Consider the following 23,251-nt stretch of genomic DNA (forward strand, 5'->3'; position numbering starts at 1 on the left):
GGTCGCATCATGGCAGCATTCTTTATCGACCGGCCCATCTTCGCCTGGGTAATCGCAATCATCGTGATGCTCGGCGGCGGGCTGGCAATCAGCAAACTCCCCATTGAGCAGTACCCCGATATCGCGCCGCCCACCGTCACCATCAGCGCCAGTTATCCCGGCGCCTCCGCCAAGGTGGTGGAGGACTCGGTCACCCAGGTGATCGAGCAGAACATGACCGGCCTCGACGGCCTGCTCTATATGTCGGCCACCAGCGAATCCATTGGCCAGGTGAGCATCAGCCTCACCTTTGCCAACGGCACCGACCCGGATATCGCCCAGGTTCAGGTGCAGAATAAATTGCAGCTGGCCTTGCCCCTGCTCCCTGATGCCGTACAGCGCCAGGGTGTCAGGGTGGGCAAGGGCCGCAGTGGCTTTTTGATGGTGGTGGGCTTTGTTTCGGAAGATGGGCGCATGAACCGCTCCGATATTGCCGACTTCGTCAATGCCAATATTGTCGACCCCGTCAGCAGGGTGCCCGGTGTCGGCGGTATCCAGGTATTCGGCTCCCAGTATGCGATGCGCATCTGGCTCGACCCCAACAAGCTGGAAACCTACAAGCTGATGCCGAGCGATGTGATCGCCGCCGTGCGGTCGCAGAACCAGCAGGTCGCAGTGGGCAGTCTCGGCGGCACACCGGCCATCGACGGACAGCAGCTCAATGCCAACGTGGTCTCTCAGGGCCGCCTGGAAACCCCGGCAGAGTTTCGCGATATCGTGATCCGCTCCAATGCGGATGGCTCGGTACTGAAGCTGGCGGATATCGCCCGGGTGGAGATCGGCGCGGAAAACTACGACTTTATCAGCCGCTACAATCGCCAGCCCGCCACTGGCGTGGCGGTGACCCTCGCCACCGGTGCCAACGCGCTGGAAACCGCCGATGGCGTGCGGAAAAAGCTGGCGGAGCTGGAACCCTTTTACCCCGAGGGCATCAAGACGGTGGTGCCTTTCGATTCCACCCCCTTCGTTAAAGTCTCTATCGAAGGCGTAGTGCAGACCCTCGTCGAAGCGGTCATCCTGGTATTTCTGGTGATGTACCTGTTTCTGCAGAATTTCCGCGCCACGCTTATCCCCACCATTGCGGTACCCGTGGTATTGCTGGGCACCTTCGGCACGCTGGCAGCGCTGGGTTTTTCCATCAACATGCTCACCATGTTCGCCATGGTGCTCGCCATCGGCCTGCTGGTGGATGACGCCATTGTGGTGGTGGAAAACGTCGAGCGGGTGATGAGTGAGGAGGGGCTTTCCCCCCGCGAGGCCACCCGCAAGTCGATGAAGCAGATCACCGGCGCGCTGGTGGGCATCGGCGTGGTGCTGTCGGCGGTGTTTGTGCCCATGGCCTTCCTCGATGGCTCCACCGGGGTCATCTACCGGCAGTTTTCGGCCACCATCGTTGCCGCCATGGTGCTGTCGGTACTGGTGGCCATCGTCCTCACCCCCGCGCTTTGCGCGACCCTTTTGAAGCCGGTGGCAAAAGGCCAGGGCCATGCCAATAAGGGCTTCTTCGGTTGGTTCAACCGCAATTTTGACCGCGGCAGCAGCAGCTACCAGCGCAGTGTGCGCGGTGTTCTGGGCCGTTCAGGTCGGTTTATGCTGGTTTTTGCCGCCCTTGGTGCCGTGATGGTTGTGCTGTTCCTGCGCCTGCCCAGCTCCTTCCTGCCGAACGAGGACCAGGGGGTGCTCTTTTCCATGATCAAGACCCCCGTCGGCGCCACCCAGGAGCGCACCATGGAATCCATTAAAAAGGTGGAGGACTACTACCTCGACAACGAGCAGGACACGGTTGCCTCGGTGTTCAGTGTGCAGGGTTTCAGCTTTGCCGGCAGCGGTCAGAACAACGGCATCGCCTTCGTCAATATGCACGACTGGGGTGAGCGCGATGCGCCGGGGCAGGACTCCGGCTCGGTGGCCATGCGCGCCATGGGCGCCCTGATGCAAATCAAGGACGCAATGGCATTCGCTTTCTCGCCGCCGCCTTTGCCGGGGCTGGGCAATTCCGGCGGGTTTGACTTCTACCTCAAGGACAATGCCAACCTTGGCCATGAGGCCCTGACTGCCGCCCGCAATCAGCTGCTGGGTGCCGCGGCGCAGAGCCCGCTGCTGGTGAATGTGCGTCCCAACGGTCAGGAAGATACGCCGCAGTTCCGGCTCGACATCGATACAGAAAAGGCCGCCGCGCTTGGGCTTTCTATCGACGAGATCAACACCACCATCGGTACAGCCTGGGGTGGCCGTTATATCGATGATTTCATTGATCGCGGGCGGGTGAAAAAAGTCTACGTGCAGGCGGATGCCCCTTTCCGCATGGTGCCGGAGGACTTCAGTCAGTGGTCGGTGCGCAATCGCGCCGGCGAGATGGTGCCGCTGTCCTCGTTTGCCAGCTTCCGCTGGGAGTACGGCTCGCCGCGCCTGGAGCGCTATAACGGCGTGCCGGCGATGCAGATCAATGGTGCCGCGGCGCCCGGCGTCAGCTCCGGCGAGGCCATGGCCGAGGTGGAGCGCCTCGTCGGCCAGCTGCCCGCGGGGATCGGTCTGGAGTGGACGGGTCTGTCTTATCAAGAGCGGCAGGCCGGTGCGCAGACACCGCTGCTGTATACGCTCTCGCTGCTGATTGTTTTCCTGTGCCTGGCGGCACTGTATGAGAGCTGGACCGTGCCCACCGCCGTGCTGCTGGTGGCGCCTCTGGGGATTCTCGGTGCGGTACTGGCCAATACGCTGCGCGGTATGGAGCGGGATATCTATTTCCAGGTGGCCATGCTCACCACCGTGGGGCTGACCAGCAAGAACGCCATTCTGATTGTGGAGTTCGCCAAGCAAAACCTGGAAGAGGGCATGGAACTGATACAGGCCACCATGCGCGCCGTGCGCGACCGCCTGCGCCCGATCCTGATGACCTCGCTGGCATTTGGCCTGGGCGTATTGCCGCTGGCCATCGCCTCCGGTGCCGGTTCCGGCGCCCAGCGGGCCATCGGCACCGGTGTTCTCGGCGGCATGCTGGTCGGCACCCTGTTGGGGCTCTTCTTTATTCCGCTGTTCTTTGTGGTTGTGCAGCGACTGTTTGGCCGCACAACGGCCACAGACGGCGGCGACAGCGCTCATGCCCAGCCAGAGAGAGCGGCAGCGAAGACTGACAGCCAGATGCAGGCGGAGCCCCTGCAGCAGGCATAGCGCGCAAGCGTTTCGAAAGGGTATCGGCAGCCTGCGGTGGTCTGCCAGTGCAGCTGCCGACGTAAACATCACACCCTTAACCATGAGCGCCGGCATATGCCGGCGTTCTTCATTCTGGGGCCGTTCCGCTAGAATGGCGCCACAGAACAGATAAAGAAATTAGAGCAATTAAAGCCGGGCTGCTGAACCTGAGCGGTTAGCGTTGGAGGGGGGAATCATGCGGAAAATCGCGACCTTATTGTCGTTGTCGCTGCTGTTGAGCGCCAGTGTCCTCGCTGAGGAAAGCGTGAATGCCGCAGGCGATGGCAGTGGTGCGCCCGCCCTGAACAGCCAGCAGGGCCCTCTGAGCTCTCAGGTTACTCAGACCTCACTGGCGTCACAGGCTTCGCAGAGTTCACGGGGCGCGGATCGGCTGGAGGCCATCGTGGTCACCGCCAGCCCCCAGGCAAAGGACCGGGGCGAGTATTCCGGCAGCCTGTCGATTCTCAAAGACGGGGATCTCGCGCTCATCAGTCACGAGCATATCCAGCAAAGCCTGGCGCGCATACCGGGTGCCAATGTCAGTCGCGGCAATGGCCAGGAATACCTGCCTGCGCTGCGCTCACCGGTGCTGAGCGGTGCCGGAGCCTGTGGCAGTATTCTGACAATGCAGGACAACATTCCGCTTTTCCCCGTCGGATTCTGCAATATCAACGAACTTTTTGCCGCTCACAGCGAGCAGGCACAGCGGCTTGAGGTGATCCGTGGGCCCGCGGGCACCCTGCACGGCGCTGGCGCCATGCACGGGGTGATCAATGTTGTCGGCATTTCCGCCGATGCGGACGCCCCCGCGCAGGTCCGCATCGGCGGCGGCCCCGAGGACCGCTGGAAGCTGAACCTGCGCGGCAATCTGCTGCGCGGCTCGGGGGCAACCCTTGCCTCCGCCCTGTCTCTGGCTCAGGACGGCGGCTACCGCGCGCAATCCGGCTTCGACCAGCAGAAGTTCAGCCTGGTTTTCCGCCCGGCAGCGGGCGGTCCTGACGCCGAAACCCGCTTTAGCGTTACCAACCTTGAGCAGGAAACCGCCGGCTATGTGGTTGGCGAAGATGCCTGGCGCGACCCATCGCTGCGCCGTTCCAACCCCAACCCGGAAGCTTATCGCGATGTTCGCACGGCCCGGCTTTCCCACAGCCTGACGCATATCACACAGGGCGGCCATACGGTCACCGTCACCCCCTATGCCCGCTGGGGCGAGATGGCGCTGCTGCAACACTTTCTGCCGGGCCAGCCACTGGAGGAAACCGAGCATGTGAGCGTCGGGTTCCGCTCTCATGGTTACGGGAATGTGGGCGCGAGCCTCGCCGTTAGCGCCGGGCTGGATGGTGAGCTGACCCACGCCTCCCTGCGTCAGTTCCAGGTTGAAGAGGCGACCGGTTCGGCCTTTCTGCAGGAAACATTGCCGCAGGGTTTGCAGTATGACTACGAGGTTCGCTCTGTTCTGCTGTCCCCCTTTTTGCTGATGGCCTACAGCCCCAGCGCGCAGCTGTCGCTGGAGGCCGGCCTGCGTCTGCAAGCCCAGCGCTACGAGTACGACAACCGCATGCTTGCCGGGCGCACCCGTGAGGATGGCAGCCCCTGCGGATTCGGAGGCTGTCGCTATAGTCGCCCCGCCGATCGGGCCGACGACTTCGAGAACTGGTCCCCCAGTGTTGGCCTTTTCTATGACTGGGCGCCTCAGCATCAGGTGTTCGCCAACCTGGCCCACGGTTTCCGCGCCCCCCAGGCCACCGAGCTTTATCGCCTGCAGCGCGAGCAGAATGTCGCCGATCTCGATTCGGAAGCATTGCGCAGTCTTGAGGTGGGCCTGCGCGGCCGCCAGGGCCCCCTTGGCTATGAACTGGTGACTTATGCCATGGAGAAGCGCAACGTGATTTTCCGTGATACCGACTTCTTCAACCGCTCCGGTGGCGCCACCAGCCACCGGGGAGCCGAGCTTGCCCTCGGCTATGCATTGGGCCGGCGCTGGTCGCTGGATCTGGCCGCCAGCTACGCCGAGCACCGCTATCGCGACAAGCGCTTGCTGGATGGCATTCCCCTGGATGGCAACCTTGTCGACTCCGCTCCGCGGGCCTTCGGCAGTGCCCGGCTTAACTGGCAGCCGGATGAGCGTAGCCAGCTGGAACTTGAGTGGCTGCATCAGGGGCGCTATTACACCGACCCGCTCAACCTGCACAGTTACCCAGGCCACGATCTGCTCAATGTGCGCGCCCGCCGCAGCTTCGACGAGGGCTGGGCACTGGCGCTGCGAGTGCTCAACCTGCTGGATGAACGATACGCAGAGCGGGCGGATTTCAGCAGCTTCTCTGGGGACCGCTATTTCCCCGGCGAGCCCCGCGCCATTTATGCCGAACTCGAATTGGATTTCTGATATGACAGCCCTGGGATCAGGCAGTACCTCGGGCGGCCCCTCAGTGATTGCCGCCGCCCCACAGGAATAACAATCCTAACGACTAACGACTAACGACTAACGACTAACGACTAACGACTTAACGGATTAAGCCCTCAGAGAATACAAGGAAGAGAACTCATGCATACCCACCCCAGGTTCCCCCGCAGGCCCCTGGCCACCGCGCTCGGCAGGCTCCTTTTCAGTGTCGCGGCCAGTGCGTTGTTCAGCGCAAAGGTCGTCGCAAAGGCCGATGCACAATCGCCATCCACACCGGAACCTGAAGCCTCCCCGGAGTTGGTGGAGGTGATGGGGGAGCAACTGCAAGAAAACCGGGCGGGGCTTCGCAGCACTGCTGCCGATGGCGCTTTTGGCGGCGACCTGTCTGCGGCGGAAATCGCCCGCTCGATCACGCCAGTGGGCGAGTGGTTGCTGAATGAAGCCGCAGTGACAGACCTGCGGGATCTGCAGCGGCTGGCGCCCAATACCTACTCGGCAACCGGCTTCGGAGCGCCCAGCCTGCCCACCATGCGGGGGCAGTTGGGCGAGGTGTTCGAGGCGGGTATGCGCCGCCAGGTGGGCAACAACGGGCTGGGAATCCCGCTCTCTTTCAATGCCGTGGGGCAGGTGGATGTGGTGCGGGGCATGCCTTCGGTGATCCTGGGTTCAACCCAGCGCAGCGGGGGCTTTATCAACCTCGCCCCCAAGCAGCCGGACCTCGAAAACTCCTCCGGCAGTGCGCAAATGCGCGCAGGCCAGTGGGACAGGTATCGCTCACAGGTGGATTACTCACATGCCCTTGAGCCATCCCGCAGCGGCGTGCGCTTCAGTGTTGAGCATCGCAATGAGGGCAGCTTTTATGATTTCAGCGGGCTGGACAGCAACAATCTGTTTGCCGCTTATCGCGTGCGGCCCTCAGAGGGCGCGGAGTGGAACCTGTCGCTGGAATACTACGATATCAGCTGGACCGACAACGCCGGCATCAATCGGCCGACGCAGGCGCTTATCGACGACGGCCTCTACGTGCAGGGGCAGGGCGAGCGCCCTGATGGCTCGACAGTGCCCGGCGCCGGTGCGGTTATCAGTCCCACTGGGCTGGTGCGTATCGACCGCAGCCGGGTGCTGACCGACCCCCGGGATATCAACGGTGCCGATACGCTGTTACTGCACTCCACTTATGAAACGACCCTCAGTGATACCCTGCGTTTTGTGAACCGCACTTACTTCGAGCACCTGAACCGGGAAGAGGTGGCGCAGAACAGCTTTGTGGAAATCATCGATGGCGCCAATACGCTGGAAAACCGCAGCGAATGGCATTTTGAGGATACGGTGGCGGGAATTGCTTTGCGCTACAACGATGTGCTCGGCTACAGCCAGTTCACCACCGAAGCCGACCTTCCCATCGATTTGACCGGCCCGCTCAGTAACCGGCGCATCCCCCTCAGTGACGCGCAGAAGGCGCGGCTGGTGGAGCTGCGCCCGGGGCTCTATGTCTCCCCCGGCGGCCAGTACGACCTGAATGGTGATGGCGCCGGGGACTTCAACCTTTCCGACACCACCGACTCCACCAGCCTGCAAGCCGGCGTATTCGTGGAGCATCGCCAACCATTCACCGAACGCTGGTCCATGACTCTCGGTGCGCGCGGTGACTGGTACCGGGTGGAAGCCAGGGACCCGCTTGCTCCAGAGGGGGTTGCCGCCGCCGAGGACAAACACAGCGAGCTGCTCAAATCCGGCAATCTGAGCCTGCAGTACCAAACCGCAGGCGCAGGCATGGCTTACGCCACTCTGGCCTATCAGGAATCCACCTCCAACAGTCTGGGCGGCGGCACCACTCTCGGGGCTGACAACCGCATCAACCCGCTCAATTTCGCCACCGAGAACCGTCTGGCCGAGCTGGGGTACAAATATGCCCCAGCGGGGTCGGCCTGGTACTGGGACGCCGCCGTGTTCGAGCAAACCCGCAGCCTGCGCAATCGCGACGGCAGTAATTCCGGGATCCGCACCCGCGGCCTTGAAATACAGGCCCAATACCGGGGAGAGCGCCTGTGGGTAAACGCCGGCGCCAGTTATCTGGACGCCCGTTTTGACGACTCCGCGGCCTTCCAGGATGCCCGCCAGGTGGTTGACGCTTTCGATGATTCCCGGCCGGACCTCGTCGAAGGCACGGGAGTGGGGGCGCCGAACTTCACCGTGTTTCCCGCCTCCGATTCCCGCCTGCCGGGGATTCCCCGCTTGAGTGGTTCGGTGGCGCTGGGCTATCAGTTCAGCGATCAGTGGTCGGCGGGCGCCAGTCTGGTGGCCAGCGGCAGTTACCCTCTGGATTTTCTGCAGACGGTTGAGATACCGGCGCAGTTCACCCTGAATAGCAATTTGCGCTATCAGTTTGCCGACCAGCGAACCAGCCTGCGGTTGGATGTGTTCAACCTCACCGACGAGGAAAACTGGGCGCCGGTGTTCGAGGGCGGATATTTCGGCTCAACGCTGGTCTTCCCGGAGCTTCCCCGCTACTGGGATCTGAGCCTGAGTTACCGGTTGTGATCGCTTGTGGCCACAGTGCCGCCTATTAGGCAGTTAGGGGGCGGAGGGTATTGCGGCAAGCGGGTAAGGAAGGGGAGGGCTGGGGACCTCCCCACCCCAAAAAAGCCAAAGAGAGAGGCCAAAGAGAAAGGCCACGGAGAAAGGCCACGGAGAAAGGCCACGGAGAAAGGCCACGGAGAAAGGCCTCAGGACTTGAAGCTGGCGCCAGAGCTGACCGTGCTCCCCGCTTCCCTTTGGGGGCCCATGGCTGGTCATCGGTCATTCGTTATGTGTGGGTTATGGCGGGCGTATGGCGGGCGTATGGGGGGGTATGAGTGTTGGGCCATTGGCCCGGCATCTCCCGCCGGGTTCTGGTAAGGAGAGTGGCGACCCCGAGAGTCATTGGGGCCGCCGTCTGGCAAGGGTGATTTTGTGGGCGAATCCTGAGCGGCTGCGAAAAGCCTCAGCCTTCTGCAGTTTCTTTCTAGTCAGCCTGGCGGCCCAACCGGGCAATTTGCTCGCGGGCGCTTTCCAGGGCCGCCGCGCGGGAAGCCTCATCAATAGCGAGGCCTTCCGCATGCACGAATTCCACATCCTCGATACCGAGGAAGCCGAGGAACTGGCGAACATAGGCGGTTTGCGGGTGGTCCGAGCCATAGCTGCCGCCACGTGTAATAAACACCACGGCTTTCTTGTTCTGCAGCAGGCCCTCTGGCCCGTTGGCCGTATAGCGGAAGGTAATGCCGGCACGGGCAATATGGTCAAAGTAGCTGCTCAGTGTTGAGGGTATATTGAAGTTGTACATCGGTATCCCCAGCACGATCACGTCCGCGTCCTGCAGTTCACGGATCAGGCTGTCCGAGTAGGCGACGATTTCACGCTGCTCCGGGGTGCGCTGGTCTTCGGGGGTGTTGAAAGCGAGCCAGGTTCAGGTGCGGAACCGCCTCGGCGGCCAGATCTCGGCGCGTCACTTCCGCACCGGGGTTATCCCGCAGCCAATGTTTTATAAAGGCTTCCCCCAGCTGGCTTGACTGCCCATCGCCGTGAAAGAGGCTGGTGTTGAGTTGAAGTAATTTGCGCATAGGGATACTCCACACGATACGGTTTTTCTGGCCGGAGATTGAATCATCGATTTAATTGGCGGAAAACAGCAAAAAGTTGGTCGTGAATGCCTAATAATTCGATCAGTTGGCCTCGCAAGGCTCCAGCGCCTTACTGGGCAGCAGGGCTTTGTCGTTGCCGCTATTGGGGCCCGGATACCAGAAGTTGTAGAAGTCCTCGGTGACCCGCTGCTCGATCTCATGCGCCTCCTCGCGTGGACAGAACAGGGTGATGGTCACCACATCGTGACCCAGCTCATTGGTGGAAAACCTGATCTTGGGCTCGGTGCCAACCAGCTCGACACCGGTGCGATGCTCAATCATCTGGCAGTAACGCGCCGCCACTTCGCGAAAAGCTTCGCTGTGCTCGCGGATGCGCTCCAGTAGAAAGTGTTTGGCCGCAAAGGGGTTGCCGCCTTTGTTCTCCCGGGTAATAGAAAACGAATGCTCTATATAGCGGCGCATGAAGTTGAGGTTTTTCACCGGCTTGGTGAAAAACACATTGTTGGGGATGTACAGGGTGGTACCGGTATAGCCGCTGCCGAGCCCGTGAGGATCGATCTCCAGCAGCGTGGTGCTGAGCCAGTCGCTGTCGATCACTTCACCAAACTGCTCACCCACCATGATCCAGTCGCCCACCTGAAAGGAGCGCATGTTGGCCTGGTACAGCTTGCCCACCAGGCTCTGCACCAGTTCCCGCAGGGCGAGCACAATCGCCACAGAGAATGCGGCAATAGACAGGGCGAACTCCCGCAGCTCTGACACCCATATCCCAGCCAGGCCGATCACGATCAGCAGGTTGCAGATGTTGCGAACCGTGTTGATGCGACGGCGCCGATCCTGCTTCGCCCAGGTAGTGACACGGGCAAACAGTAGTATCAGCACCACCCGCAGTAGAAGCATGCCGGCGATCAGCAGTGCCGAAAGGAAGAGTTTATTGTCTAGTAATTGAGCCAGCATTCAGTCGCTACCGCTTAGATCTCGCGCCAATAGTCGAAAAAAGCGCCAATTATAGACATGCCGAAGGCGTGAGCACACCCGCAAGTGCACGCTAAAGGCAAATAATCCCGGGGTGCAGAAGCCGGGCTCGGAGGGGCGGAGGATCGGATGATGGGGCAGAGGGGCAGAGGGCGGATGGGGCGTGGAGTACGGAAACCTGCAGCAGCCCAAGCGCAGGGGGTGCTCCCGCCCCACTTCCGCCCCACTCACGCACTGGCTGGTCAGGGGGCGATAGCGTCACCACTCAACGCAGATCTTGCCGAAATGACCGCCTCTCTCTTGCAGGTGGAAGGCTTCCGGCAGCTGTTCAAAGTCGAAGGTGCTGTCGATAATGGGCCGAATGCCCGTCTGGTTCAGCGCCTCAACATAATCCTGCTGATTGCGGCGGCTGCCGACGATGAGCCCCTGCAGGCGGGCCTGCTTTGCCATCAGTGCCGCCGTGGGTACCTCGCCGGCCCGGCCGGTGAGGACGCCGATCAGGGCAATATGCCCGCCGACGCGCACAGCGGTAATGGACTGGGCCAGGGTCCCCGGACCGCCAACCTCGATCACGTGGTCCACACCTCTGCCATCGGTGAGCTCCAGCACCTTGTCGCCCCAGTTTTCCTGTTCGCGGTAATTGATGGTGGCATCCGCCCCCAGCGCCCGGGCATGCTCGAGCTTGTCGTCAGAAGAGGAGGTCACGATTACCGACGCCCCCATGGCCTTGGCAATCTGCAATGCCGAGATGGAAACGCCCCCGGTGCCGAGCACCAGAACGCTGTCGCCAGCCTTGAGTTTGCCGTCTACAACCAGTCCCCTCCACGCCGTCAGCCCGGCGGTGGTAATGGTCGCCGCTTCCGTATGACTCCAGCCTTGCGGAGCATGGGTGAAGGCATTGGCGTCGCGGGTGACATAGGGCAGGGCAAAGCCATCAACCCCGTCCCCCGGGGTGAGGGCGAAGTTGCTGACGGCGGGGAAGGCAGCGCCGTTATGCCACTGAGGGAAGAAGCAGGAAACCACATGATCTCCGCGCTTGAATTCCGTGACTCCCGCGCCAACCGCCTCCACCACGCCGGCGCCATCGGACATCAGCACGCGCCCATCTTCGGTGGGAATCAGACCCGAAGCGACGAGAAAATCGTGGAAATTCAGCGAGGTGGCGTGTATCGCCACTCTGATCTGGCCTGGAGCGGGCGCGCCTGGATCGGCAATGTCGCCTATTTCGAGCTTATCCAGACCTCCGGGTGTGCGAACGGTAAATGCTTTCATGGCTCAGGCTTCCAGCGGATGGAGGGTAGAAGGAAGTGGGGTGAGCCTGCATTTTAGGCGCTGGGGTGGCGAATGACCGCACCTGCGGGCATTCGCGTCAGCTTGGGCGGGCGAGACAGCGGCGGGGCAAGTGGATGCACCTGGATTTCCGCGCCTAAAGTTCTGGCCTAGGGCAGGTGGCGCATCAGCATGGCGAAGCCACCATCGGTGCCGAGATCCATCGACAAGGTTTCCGGCTTGGGAATCCGGACCCTATGTCCGGAGCCGGGGGCCGCCTCAAGGCTCTGGCCGGTCAGGCTTTCTATCGCCGGTAACTTGAAGCGCTGATTGCCCTGCGGCGTGATCAGTTCGACGATATCCCCGGCTTCAAAACGGTTCTTGACCTCAAGTGTCAGCCATTCGCCGTTCTGCTCACACACCTCGGCGACAAACTGCTGCCCGGAATTGGTCGAGCTGCCCTGCTCGTAATTCTGAAACTCGCTGGGCAGGTGGCGCCGGTAGAAGCCCTCGGTGTAGCCGCGGTTGGCGAGATGCTCCAGTTCCCCCATCAGGCTCATGTCAAAGCTGCGGCCCGCCTCGGCATCGTCAATAGCGCGCCGATAGGCCTGCGCGGTGCGGGCCACATAATAGTGGCTCTTGGTTCGCCCTTCGATTTTGAGGGAGTGAATCCCCATCTTCACCAGTCTTTCCACATGCTGTACGGCGCGCAGATCTTTGGAGTTCATGATGTAGGTGCCGTGTTCATCCTCGTAGGCGGGCAGGTATTCTCCGGGACGGCTGCGCTCCTGCAGCAGGACCGGCGGTATCTCCGCCTGGGTCGGGTCGAACAGCTGTGCGGGGCTATCCACCGCAATCAGGTCGCCGACTTCGTTTTCCGTTGCCGGGTGGGCGTTGTACTGCCAGCGACAGGAGTTGGTGCAGGCGCCCTGATTGGAATCCCGGTGCGTCATATAGCCGGACAGCAGGCAGCGGCCGGAATAGGCAATACACAGCGCCCCGTGCACAAAGACCTCCAGCTCCACCTCCGGACACTGCTGGCGGATTTCCTCGATCTCATCGATGGACAGTTCGCGGGACAGAATCACCCGGCTGATGCCCTGGCGTGCCCAGAACTTTACGCTGGCCCAGTTGACCGCATTGGCCTGCACCGAAAGGTGCACCTCCTGATCCGGCCAGCGTTCGCGCACCAGCATAATCAACCCGGGGTCGGACATAATCAGCGCGTCAGGCTGCATCCCGATGACCGGCTCCAGGTCGCGAAGGTAGCTGCGGACCTTGTCGTTATGGGGGGCAATGTTACTGGCGAGGTAAAACTGTTTGCCCAGGCCGTGAGCCTCATCAATGGCCGCGGCCAGATTGTCGAGCTTGTTGAATTCGTTGTTGCGCACTCGCAGGCTGTAGCGAGGCTGGCCGGCATAGACAGCATCGGCGCCATAGGCGAAGGCGTAACGCATGCTCTTCAGCGTGCCGGCGGGTGAGAGAAGCTCAGTGCTCATAGTGGATACCGGGGTCAGACAGTTCGGGCTGGCGCGCCATTTTCCCGGTCGACACCCAAGGCGGCTTGATCTAAATCAAGCCGTGACCGGGCAGGGGGCTAAACGGTCGGGGCAGGCGCTTGTCGCCAACCGACCCGCACCCGTATCCGTATCCGTATCCGTATCCGTATCCGTATCCACATGATTATCTATGTGAAACCGCTGCCCGCTTCTGCGCCCTGGTGGCACATAAATGGTTCCATCTCGCTACTGCGGACAACTACGACTTCAGCTTCGCCAACAATGGCCTGGGTACCGTCAATACTGGGCTGACTAACAGCCATGTGGGCAATACCAGCTCGGAATTAATTGCCCAAAACACCGGCCAGCTTGTCACACAAATTGAAAACAACCCGCATCTGGTCGAATACCGCCCTCTCAGGCAAAAAGAAACGGAAGCCCTGGACAGCGTGATCTGGCAGATCGAGCGTGCTCCCTACAACCTGGAAACCCGGGCACAACTGATGGCCAATGCCATCGCGGAAACCTGTGCAAAAACCCACTGCGCAGAAGGTGTGCCGGAATCCGACCCCCATTACCAGGCCCTCAAAGACCTGCAAGCCTCGGGGGAGGCACTGATAGCAGGGGGGCAGAACCTTCTGGGTGATAGTGAAGAGGGGCTGTTAGAATACGATCGGGTTGATGGTGCTCAAGATGCCCTGAGAGCTAATGGTGAAGTCATAGCGCGTGTACAGGGCGGCACCCAGGCTGTTCGAGGCGGTTTAGATACAGCAGGCAGTGCCGCGGCCACGGTTGTCTCCGCGCCGCTATGTGTGGCAACGGGTGTTGGTTGTATTGCAACAGCCGGGACTGCGTCACTTACGGCGCTTTCAGCCGTAGCAACATTAGATGGCTACAGGCAGGCGACCGGAGAATATCAGAGTAGCTTTGGCGAAGAAGTATTCAATAACTTTCGTCCGGAGACCTATCAAGACTCATCTAATCCGGCGGGTGATTTAGCTGTTGCGGTCGGCTTAGATGTAGCGCTTGGCGCAGTGGGTAAAGTAGTCAGAATGGCGACTGATGCTGCTGGGTATGTAGCGAGGTCTGCTAAGAAGAGTGGCAGTAATAATGCGCTAGATGATGCTGTTCCAAACAATATAGATGATGCAGCGAGAGTCAGTAGCAAGCCAGAATGGTAGCGTCGTCTTGATGAAGGTAATGACTTCAACAGGGCCCAGGCACCGAATTACCCCTACAATGAGGTTTACGTTAATAAGCCAGATGGAAACGGGTACTTCAGGCTAGATTCTTATAATCCAAGTACGAATGAAATAGTTTCTCGTAAATTTACTCAGTTCTCTGATATTCAAGAGAACACTGCGTTTAATTACATTAACGAAATTCAGAAAAAGTATCCTGTTGGGGCAAACATTGCTGACGTTCCAACCAATGTTCAAAATGGGTTAGTTGGTCAAAGGCTCCAAGGTCAATATATTCTTGAAGTCCCTGTTCAGAATAATCCTGTACCTCAATCTGTGATTGATGCCGCAAATGACGCTGGTGTTTTAATTAGAGATATAGATGGGAAGATTTATTAAAAATGAATAATGTGACTTACTGTAAATCGTGGTTTAGAGCTAAAAAAAGTGCGACCCAAATCTGGGATAACAATACTGCCAGAGAAGCTCATGAATCACGAAAGCCTTATACTGTGTTAGTGGGTGATCCTGATCGCCCACATTGCTTTATCGAAATTAACAATGATTTTGTTGGTGTATGCTTTCTGGATGATAATTTGAGGGAAAACTTAACTTATCAATTTCAAGAGATTGAAAAAGGAAGGTTGTTTTTGTCTATGGCGACGTACCGAGATTTCGATGGCGCTACAGACACAGTTAAAAGTGGAACCTCTTATATGTTTGGTCAAGATGGATCTATCCAAATAAGGAAGGAATCTTTTAACCCTCACAATTTAGAAGTTAGTGATACGCAAGGCGATGTGTCTGGTAATTATGAGCAGTACCCAGAGTTCGGTGATTACTCTAGTATTGCAGTAGCTGATAGAGGATGATGTTTTGTTTTAGCCCAGCCATTGAGCTGGGCTTTTTTATGCCTTCGAATAATTGGGGTCAGAGTAACATTTTGACGCTTTATTGCGTCTTTGCCCCGCTTTAGCCTCATCGAAACAGGAAAACGGCGATATCGCCCTGGACGGGCGCGACATCACCAGAGCCTCCAGCAGCAAATCCGGCGCCCTCGGCAGCAAGAGCGCAGGCCAGGCCAGTAAACAACTGAACCTCGTCGCCGCTGTACATAAATTACGAATACAAATTCCACCGGTACTCAGCAGTTACTGGCGAGCCACTTATTCATTAGGAAAGATGCCAGCACAGGTGTGCATACAGGCGCAGGCGGAGCTGCGCCGTGCGCACTGGGCGCACACTGAGCAACCCATAACTAGTTATGCTCCGCATCCAATACTCAGTTCGCATAATATAGATTATGTTAAATTCTATGCATGGAGGGGGCGAGCACTGCTGGTATTGCGATTCCTAAGTTCGTTTGATTGAAAATGTTAAAGGTCTAGGTAAGGCAGAATGCGCGCGATATTTTTTGCATCGTCCTCGCCGCGATGCTGGCGGCCTTCAAACTGCATCCCTAATGACCTGAGTGCGGAGCCAAGACCCGCACGACGTTTACTGCCTTTGCGATCCTGCCACAGGGCCTTGAGGTTGATGTGTGGCGCGGTGAAAAATGCCGGAGCAATCCCATGCCTTTCTAGCTCAACTGCAATCTGATTGCGGTCGTATTGCCCCCAGCTTGCCCAGGCATCAATCTCCAGTTCAGCTGTGATGGCATCCAGCCGCCGAACTGCTTCAGGGTAGTCAGGCGCTTCACCCACCATGCCTTGTGTTATACCGGTCAAAGATTGACAGAACTCGCTGATTTCCGGGTTGAATACCGGCCTGACCAGTTGGCTAAAAGTGCGGGAGACAACCCCATGAGTAGAGGCGTGTGCGCAGCCGAACTCGATGACCTCCATTTCCTGTACGGTTTGTGGGCGGTCATCCCAGCAGGTAGCTTCCAGGTCAACTATAAGGAGGTGTTGCAAGTTGCTTTCGCCTGTAAAAATCCAACCAATTAACGCGGGTCACTATCACCTGTCGGGTGCCCTTTTTCCTCCTTATTCGAGTCGCCTTTACGCTCCATTCGAGGATAAATTCCTGGGCTCCCTGCTCTACGTCAGGATCTCAACTTGCCCCCTGTCGCAGAAGTAAGTATTTCGGAATACGCTCTTCGAGCCAATAACGGGGTTGCCAGAGGCTCCCGGCGATAAACCCCACATGCCCGCCGTGGCGACTGATGGCCAGCTCCACCGTGTCGCTGACTTCCGGCTGGGCGGGAATGGCCGAAGAGCAGATAAACGGGTCATCCTCTGCGTGAATAATCAGGGTCGGACGGCGTATTTTTTTCAGCAGTGGCTTGCTGGAGGCGCGGTTGTAGTAGTCGTCAACACCCTGAAAGCCATGCAGTGGCGCTGTAAAGACGTCATCAAAACGGCGGAAATTGCTAAAAAGCTTCGGGTCGGCGAGATCCGGCAGCGCGGCGCGCAAGTGAGGGTCCTGTCCTTTGTGCTGTAGGCTTTTCCGCAGGCTTTGCAGAAGGTGCCGCTGGTAAACACGGGACAGACCGGTGTTGATGCGCCGGCTGCAGGCGTGCAGGTCCATGGGGGGCGAGACGGCGGCGGCGGCTTGCAGTGGGCTGCGCTCACCATCCTCCGCGAGCCATTTAAGCAACACATTGCCACCGAGCGAATACCCTACCGCCAACAGCGGTGTATTGGGCATGCGCTGACGCAACTGCTGAGCCAGCCAGCGGGGGTCCTCGCTGTCACCGCTGTGATAGGCCCGCGGCAGTCGGTTGGGGATGCCGCCGCAACCGCGGAAATGCATCACGGCAACCTGAAATTCTCTCTGCTGTAACGCCTGCATCATGCCCTGAATATAGGAGGAGGCAACCGAGCCCTCCAGCCCATGGAGCAGTATCACCAGGGGGTGCCGGGTGGAATCGAACAGTGGCTTGGGGGTATGGACGGCAAGCCTGTCACCATCGTCGGTATCAAACCACTGCACCTGTGTCTGAATCCATGGCGCAGGGCGATGGAAGCGGGGGAACAGTGTCTGCAGGTGGCAATTGCCTAAGCCGGTGGCGGGAATAAACTGCTCTGACATGTTGCTTATCTGACTGGGTGGCGGCATACCATAGCGCCGACACTGCAAATAGGAAAGGCGGGAAGTGGTATTGGCCCCCTGCCCGCTCTCCTGCGGCGATTCGCCTTCCGCCTAGCCGCCGCCCTCTTTCTGTTGCGCTAAATCATCAGTCTTGGCCTCAATCTCGCTATCAACCTCGGCTTGACTGAGGCGGGCGTACAAGCGGTAGTCGCCGCCAAGCAGCAAAACGTAGACATTGTAGGGCTCGAAGTCGCCACCTTTGTACATGCCGGGGCTGCCTTTGGGCATGCCCGGCACGGAAAGGCCGATGGCGTTTTGCGGCGGGCGGCTCAAAAACTGCCGGATAATGCGCGCGGGTATGTGCCCCTCGAACACGTAGCGATCACGCCATACGGCGGTATGGCAACTGCCGAACCCCTCTGGGATCGCCCACTGTGATTTCACCGTGGCCATATCACGACGGTTGATGATCGCGGGGTTCATCCCCGCGCGCTGCAGATGCTTGATCCAGTCCTTGCAGCAAAAACACAGGCGATGCTTGAACACCGTCATGTCGGCTTCGGTGAAAGTCACCTTCTGGGCAGCGGCTTGATCCGCCTCTGCGCCGATGGCATGGCCGGGTGGCAGTAAAACCAGCAGTGCCGATAGGCTTAAGCTCAGTAAGCGCCGTGCAGGCTCAGTGCACTTCAGCAAAATGTATCGCATAGTGGCTGCTCGAATCGCTCCAGTGGCGGATGGGCACAAAGCCCGTGCTGCGCAGGGTATCCCGGAAGCCCGCCAGGCTGTACTTGTGGCTGTTCTCGGTGTGAATGGTTTCGCCTTCAAGGAAGGCAAACGCCCTGCCAGCCACTGACACCGATTGCCGGGTGAGGCTGACCAGATGCATCTCCACACGGCACCTGAGGGGGTGATAGAAGGAGCGATGCGCGAAGCGCGAGAGATCGAAGTCCGCTCCCAGTTCATTATTGATGCGTGTCAGCAGGTTTTTGTTGAAGCGCGCTGTGACCTGCTCGCTGTCATTGTAGGCGCGCTCGAGAATCACCGGGTCCTTGTCGAGATCGGTGCCGATCAGCATGCCATCCCCCTTGTTCAGCCTGCTGGCGAAGGCACGCAACAAGCCCCGGGCCTGATCGGGGTCGAAGTTGCCGATGGTTGAGCCCGGAAAGAAAATCACCCGGCGCCGCGCCTCCATTGGCGGCTGTGCCGCCCAGGTCTCGTCCTCTGTGAAGTCCCCTACCCCAGCGTGGATATCGAGGTTCGGCAGGTGCGTATGAATGCGCCGTCGGGCAGCCAGCAATATTTCCGGGGAGATATCCATTGGCAGATAGGCCGCTGGCCGCTCAAGGCTCGCCAGCAGCGGTTCGGCTTTGGCGCAATTGCCCGCGCCCGGCTCGATAATCACGGCATCGGGGCCAATAGCCTGCGCCATTTCTGCCAGGTGGTCGGAAAAAATTTGCGCCTCTGTACGGGTGAGGTAGTAGTCCTCAAGTTTACAGATCTGCTCGAACAGCTCCGAGCCGGCCTCGTCGTAAAGATACTTGCAGGGCAGGGTTTTCTGCAGCTCGCTTAGGCCCCGGATTACATCCTCAAGAAAACCGCGCCGGCACCCCTCATTCCGGTCACTCTCACCCCTGTCACTCTCATCGCGTTTATCAGCGGGCGGTTGTGCGGCCATATTCACAGTGCGTCTCCTGCCAGCCGGATGCCGGTAAATTGCCAGAACTGGTGCGGATAGAAAAAATTGCGGTAGCTGCTGCGGATGTGGCTCGACGGTGTGACACAGGAGCCGCCGCGCAGCACCTTTTGGTTACACATAAACTTGCCGTTGTATTCCCCCACGGCATCGCCGCTGGCCCGGAAACCGGGATAGGGCTGGTAGGCGCTGGATGTCCACTCCCAGACATCGCCAAGTAATTGTCGCTGCTGATGGCTGGCGGCTGGGTGCCAGTGGCGCTTTTCCAGCAGGTTGGCAGCCGCGAGGTCATCGGGGGTGCAAAGTTGGCAGGCCGCCACCTCCCACTCGAATTCCGTCGGAAGTCGAAAGCCCGCCCAGGTGGCGAAGGCGTCCGCCTCATAGAAGTTCAGGTGACATACGGGTTCGGCGTAGGCGAGAGGCTGCAGGCCGCAGAGGGTGAATTGCTGCCAGCTGCCGTCAACCCGCCGCCAGTAGTGTGGATGCTGCACAGAATGTGTATTCACCCAACTCCAGCCGTCAGAGAGCCAGAGGCGGTGCTGGCGATATCCGCCATCCTCGATGAATTCAAGGAATTCACCGTTGGTCACAAGCCGTGAGGCGATTCTGAAATCCTGCACCAGCAGGGGGTGTGAGGGGGTTTCGTTATCGAAGCAGAAGTTGTCACCCTCGTTAGCCTGATCGCCGCCTGCGCTGGCGCCGATATTAAAGATGCCGCCATTGACCGCGATCCACTCCAATGCTTCCACCTTTTGGCCGTTTTCCCCGCTGCCAGCATCCGCATTGTTTATATAGGCCGGCAGCAAGGGGTTGATGGAGAGTGCGTGCTTGATGTCGGTCAGCAGCAATTCCTGGTGTTGCTGTTCGTGGTTCAATCCCAGAAGCACAAGGTTGTTGAGCCTGCGCTCCTCCCCTCCTCCCTGCAAAACCGTACTGATGGCCCTATCGACATAGGCGCGGTAAGCGTAGATCTCGTCAATCGAGGGCCGTGAGAGCAGCCCGCGCAGGGGGCGGCTGAAGGGTTGGCCAAGTGAGTGGTAATAGGAATTGAAGATCTCGTGATAGCGCGGGTCGAACACCCGGTATTGCGGGTTTAACTCACGCAGGATGAAGGTTTCGTAGAACCAGGTGGTGTGAGCCAGGTGCCATTTGGTGGGGCTCGCATCCGCCATGGACTGGATTTGCATATCCTCGGCGGAGAGCGGGGTCGCCAGTTGTTCGGTTTCTGCGCGAACACTTCGGTAGCGGCTGAGGAGGTCGAACTGGGTTTCTTTGGGTACCTCAGGCGCTGGAAGTGTCATGCCCTGTTATCCGCGTCAGACTTCAAAAGATCATACGCAGTTTTGGCGGCAACCCCATGAATTTGGCGTTCTAATCCCCTGCTCTGTCGCCAGATTTTTTATGTTTGCACTAAGCAAAAAAAAGGCCGGCAAAAGCCGGCCTTTTCTGCGCAGATCGTCACAGGTGATGATCAGAAGCGCATGGTGAAATCCGCACCGAACATGCGCGGCTGGAAGCGCCAGCCGGTCTCGGCGCCGATGGCATTACCCGGGCCACCGAAATCGCCTACGATCTCCTCGTCGGTCAGGTTCTGGACCCAGGCTGACACGGTGTAAGTGTCGCTGGCGCTGTTGAAGGCAACGCGAGCGTTCAGCAGGTTGTAATCCGGAACCACCAGGGAGGGATCGGAGATGGTGCCAACGCGCTCATCGGTCCAGTTGTAGTCACCGCGCAGCACGATGTCTGCACCGGAGTTCAGGCCGATGGTGTATTCCGCCATCAGATTGATCTTGTTCTCCGGGGTGCCCACGCGAGGATCGCCGGTGCGATCATCCTCAGCGGTCTCGCCCGCCGCTTCAATGACTTGGTAGCGGGTGTACTCGGTCTTCAGGTGGGAGTAGTTGCCACCGATCAGCAGGTTGTCGCTGGCGGCGAACAGCATTTCCACTTCCGCACCCTGGCCTTCAGCATCGGCGTTCCGCAGGTTGTAGCTGGGGATCGGGAAGCCGATCAGGCTCAGTTCCTGCAGGTTGTCGTACTCGTAGGCGTATACGGAGGCGTTCAGCTGCATGCGGTTGTCGAGCAGGTTGGACTTGATGCCCGCCTCGAAGTTGACCACCGTCTCCTGGTCGAAGGAGTTATCGATGTCGTCGCCGTAGTTCAGGCTGTTGAAGCCGCCAGCCTTGAAGCCATTGGAAATGGACGCATAGGTCATGACGTCGTCATTCCACTGGTAGTCCAGTACCACACGGCCGGACAGGTCGGACCAGCTGTCAGAGGAAGACTGGGAAATCGCCGGGTTGCCGCCGCTGAAGAAGGCCATGCCGAACGGGATGCCGTACAGCTCATTCTGATAGGCGGTGTCGATGGTGAAGTCTTTGTCATCCTGGGTGTAACGGGCGCCGAAGGTCAGGTTCATGCGATCGGTGACCGCCCAGGTGGCATCACCGTAGATGGCGGCGGAGCGGTAATCGCCGGTGTTCAGCACGTTCTCGCGCCAGTTGCCCTCTTTGCCCTGTACGAAGGCATTGGCACCTAACAGAAGGCACGCGTTAAGCTGGCTGTCATCGCCGCTGCCCATATAAGTCTGAAGTTGCGATGAGCAGTTGAAGTTGCTGAAGAATGCTTGTTGCGCTTCCGGTGAGGACTGCATGACATTTTCCACCAGACTGGGCAGCAGATAGTTGCCGTAGAAATTGGCGACCATCAGGCCGTCACCACTGGCATTCAGGCCTGGGGCCAGCGGGATCGAAGTGTTGCGCAGCAGCTCACGGAACCCCGGTACCTGCTTGGAAACCTCAAGGTCGCTCATGGCGGCCAGCGCATCGATTTGCCCCTGCGATACACCCAGAGCGGCCAGCTGCTCCGGACTTTCCTTCATCACGGTGTAAAGGGCAAAGGTCTCGAAGGTGCTCGGAGTGAAGAACGCTTCGGTATCGTGTACCAGCTCTTCCTGGGAGTAGGAGGCGCCGAGGGTCCATTTCAGGCTGTCGGTTTCACCGTTGAGGCGGAACTCCTGGGAGAAGAACTTCTGGTCGTCGAAGTTGGCCGAGGCGAAATAGAAGTCGGGGTTGTTGGTGCCATCCTCGTCCTGCAGCAGATAGGACTCGAATGTGCGGTAAGCCGTGATGGAGGTCAGGGTCATGTCATTGAAGTCGTGGGTGATCTTCAATGAGGTGGCGTACAGGTCACGCTCTTCATGGTTGCCGGTATCAAAAGCCTGGTCACTGAAAACGGTGCCGTCGCCAACGGAGATGTTTTCATTGACGGAGGCGCGGGTGGCGCCGTTCTGATCCAGGCGGCTGTATTCGGCGCGCCACAGAATCTCGGTGTCATCGTTGGGCATCAGGGACAAGGATGCACGCAGGGTTTGAGTGTCCTGGCCGCCCCAGTCGGCGCCGTCTTCGGCATTGGGGTAGTAGCCATCACGCTTGTTGGTGGAGGCGGTGAGGCGCACCGCAGCCTTGTCGTTAATGGCACGGTTGATGATCACGTCTGAGGACATGCGGCCGTAGTTACCAGCCGTCAGAGAGACCTCGGTCTGGTCCTCGTTCAGGGGGCGCTTGGTAACGATATGGATGGCGCCGCCGGTGGCGTTGCGGCCGAACAGGGTTCCCTGCGGGCCCTTGAGCACCTCTACCCGCTCGATGTCTGCCAGCGGCACTTCGGCGCCGGCGCCGCGGCCGGTGTAAACGTCATCCACGTAGACGGCAACCGCGGGGTCGGAGCCCACGGTGAAGTCGGACGTCTGGATGCCGCGGATGTTATAGGTCGGCTGCAGGGCGGTGTCGTTGTTCATCTCGACGCCGGGGGTGGATTTACCCAGGTCGGTCAGGTTTTGGGCACCCATTTTCTTGATGTTGTCGCCGGTGAAGGCTGAAATGGCAATGGGAACATCCTGCAGGTTTTCCGCGCGCTTCTGCGCGGTTACCACCACCTCCTCGATTTCCGCGCTGTAGGCGGTACCGCTGCTGATGGCAGTGGCAATGGCAATGGCACCGGAGAGTGCGGACAGGCTGAATTGCCGGGTTTTAGTTGTCTGATCGGCGTTGTGCATCATCGCGTCCTCGCGTTTGTTGTTATCAGAAAAGCGTGATGTTTTCGTATTTTTGTTATTCCGCGCCATCTTACGGCGCTATTTTCATTTTTAAAAGGCTTTGTGACTTTTTTGTTGTGACTGGTCAGTTCTTGTTCAGTTCGGCCCGATGACCCAAGAGTCCCGTGAACTTTAATGGCATTAAATTCATCTTTAAACGATTATCTGTGACTGTTCTTTGTCCCAGAGTAACTATTTCGCGCCCTGGGCACTTGTTAATATGCGCCAGTGATTCGATGTAATTTGTATG

At 59.1% G+C, this 23,251-nt stretch carries 15 protein-coding genes; 5 read left to right on the top strand and 10 right to left on the bottom strand.

The features are described 5' to 3' along the window. Positions 1-9: 9 nt before the first annotated feature. The 3 genes from ABEA58_RS00565 to ABEA58_RS00575 all read left to right on the top strand — a co-directional run bounded on the left by ABEA58_RS00565 (position 10) and on the right by ABEA58_RS00575 (position 8,173). Positions 10-3,207, top strand: a complete 3,198-nt coding sequence (locus ABEA58_RS00565) for an efflux RND transporter permease subunit (protein WP_345547798.1) — start codon at positions 10-12, stop codon at positions 3,205-3,207. Between the two features lie 217 nt (positions 3,208-3,424). Next, positions 3,425-5,614: a TonB-dependent receptor gene (locus ABEA58_RS00570; protein WP_345547800.1), complete on the top strand. Its 2,190-nt coding sequence runs from the start codon at positions 3,425-3,427 to the stop codon at positions 5,612-5,614. Positions 5,615-5,773: 159 nt separating this feature from the next. Next, positions 5,774-8,173 carry a TonB-dependent receptor gene (locus tag ABEA58_RS00575; RefSeq protein ID WP_345547802.1) on the top strand — a complete coding sequence of 800 codons (2,400 nt, stop codon included), beginning with the start codon at positions 5,774-5,776 and terminating at the stop codon, positions 8,171-8,173. Between the two features lie 463 nt (positions 8,174-8,636). On the opposite strand, the gene ABEA58_RS00580 is transcribed toward ABEA58_RS00575, so the two are convergent. The 4 genes from ABEA58_RS00580 to trhP form a co-directional block, all read right to left on the bottom strand. Next, a complete protein-coding gene (locus ABEA58_RS00580; RefSeq protein ID WP_345548052.1) occupies positions 8,637-9,026 on the bottom strand; it encodes an FMN-dependent NADH-azoreductase in 390 nt (129 codons plus the stop codon). A gap of 310 nt (positions 9,027-9,336) precedes the next feature. After that, a complete protein-coding gene (locus ABEA58_RS00585) occupies positions 9,337-10,212 on the bottom strand; it encodes a mechanosensitive ion channel family protein (protein WP_345547804.1) in 876 nt (291 codons plus the stop codon). A 276-nt stretch (positions 10,213-10,488) separates the two neighbouring features. Continuing rightward, on the bottom strand, positions 10,489-11,502 hold the full coding sequence (locus ABEA58_RS00590) for a zinc-dependent alcohol dehydrogenase family protein (RefSeq protein ID WP_345547806.1): 1,014 nt from the start codon (positions 11,500-11,502) through the stop codon (positions 10,489-10,491). A 167-nt stretch (positions 11,503-11,669) separates the two neighbouring features. After that, entirely contained in the window at positions 11,670-12,998 is a 1,329-nt protein-coding gene (gene trhP, locus ABEA58_RS00595) for a prephenate-dependent tRNA uridine(34) hydroxylase TrhP (protein WP_345547808.1), read from the bottom strand. Between the two features lie 119 nt (positions 12,999-13,117). Between trhP and ABEA58_RS00600 the strand changes: the two genes are divergently transcribed. Further along, on the top strand, positions 13,118-14,179 hold the full coding sequence (locus ABEA58_RS00600) for a hypothetical protein (protein ID WP_345547810.1): 1,062 nt from the start codon (positions 13,118-13,120) through the stop codon (positions 14,177-14,179). A gap of 401 nt (positions 14,180-14,580) precedes the next feature. After that, the gene (locus ABEA58_RS00605) at positions 14,581-15,051 is read left to right on the top strand and encodes a hypothetical protein (RefSeq protein ID WP_345547812.1); all 471 of its coding nucleotides are present in this window, start codon (positions 14,581-14,583) and stop codon (positions 15,049-15,051) included. A gap of 504 nt (positions 15,052-15,555) precedes the next feature. Here the strand turns inward: ABEA58_RS00605 and ABEA58_RS00610 are convergent. The 6 genes from ABEA58_RS00610 to ABEA58_RS00635 all read right to left on the bottom strand — a co-directional run bounded on the left by ABEA58_RS00610 (position 15,556) and on the right by ABEA58_RS00635 (position 22,962). Further along, on the bottom strand, positions 15,556-16,092 hold the full coding sequence (locus ABEA58_RS00610; protein WP_345547814.1) for a 3'-5' exonuclease: 537 nt from the start codon (positions 16,090-16,092) through the stop codon (positions 15,556-15,558). A 139-nt stretch (positions 16,093-16,231) separates the two neighbouring features. Then, on the bottom strand, positions 16,232-17,212 hold the full coding sequence (locus ABEA58_RS00615; RefSeq protein WP_345547816.1) for a hydrolase: 981 nt from the start codon (positions 17,210-17,212) through the stop codon (positions 16,232-16,234). Between the two features lie 111 nt (positions 17,213-17,323). Next, positions 17,324-17,917 carry a DUF411 domain-containing protein gene (locus tag ABEA58_RS00620; RefSeq protein ID WP_345547818.1) on the bottom strand — a complete coding sequence of 198 codons (594 nt, stop codon included), beginning with the start codon at positions 17,915-17,917 and terminating at the stop codon, positions 17,324-17,326. After that, positions 17,889-18,887 carry an L-histidine N(alpha)-methyltransferase gene (egtD, locus tag ABEA58_RS00625; RefSeq protein ID WP_345547819.1) on the bottom strand — a complete coding sequence of 333 codons (999 nt, stop codon included), beginning with the start codon at positions 18,885-18,887 and terminating at the stop codon, positions 17,889-17,891. The genes ABEA58_RS00620 and egtD overlap by 29 nt, the downstream gene beginning before the upstream one ends. Positions 18,888-18,889: 2 nt before the next feature. After that, on the bottom strand, positions 18,890-20,206 hold the full coding sequence (gene egtB, locus ABEA58_RS00630; protein ID WP_345547820.1) for an ergothioneine biosynthesis protein EgtB: 1,317 nt from the start codon (positions 20,204-20,206) through the stop codon (positions 18,890-18,892). A gap of 170 nt (positions 20,207-20,376) precedes the next feature. Then, a complete protein-coding gene (locus ABEA58_RS00635; protein WP_345547823.1) occupies positions 20,377-22,962 on the bottom strand; it encodes a TonB-dependent receptor in 2,586 nt (861 codons plus the stop codon). Positions 22,963-23,251: the final 289 nt, after the last annotated feature.

The organism is Microbulbifer aestuariivivens (assembly GCF_039545115.1).
Classification (GTDB): Bacteria; Pseudomonadota; Gammaproteobacteria; order Pseudomonadales; family Cellvibrionaceae; genus Microbulbifer; species Microbulbifer aestuariivivens.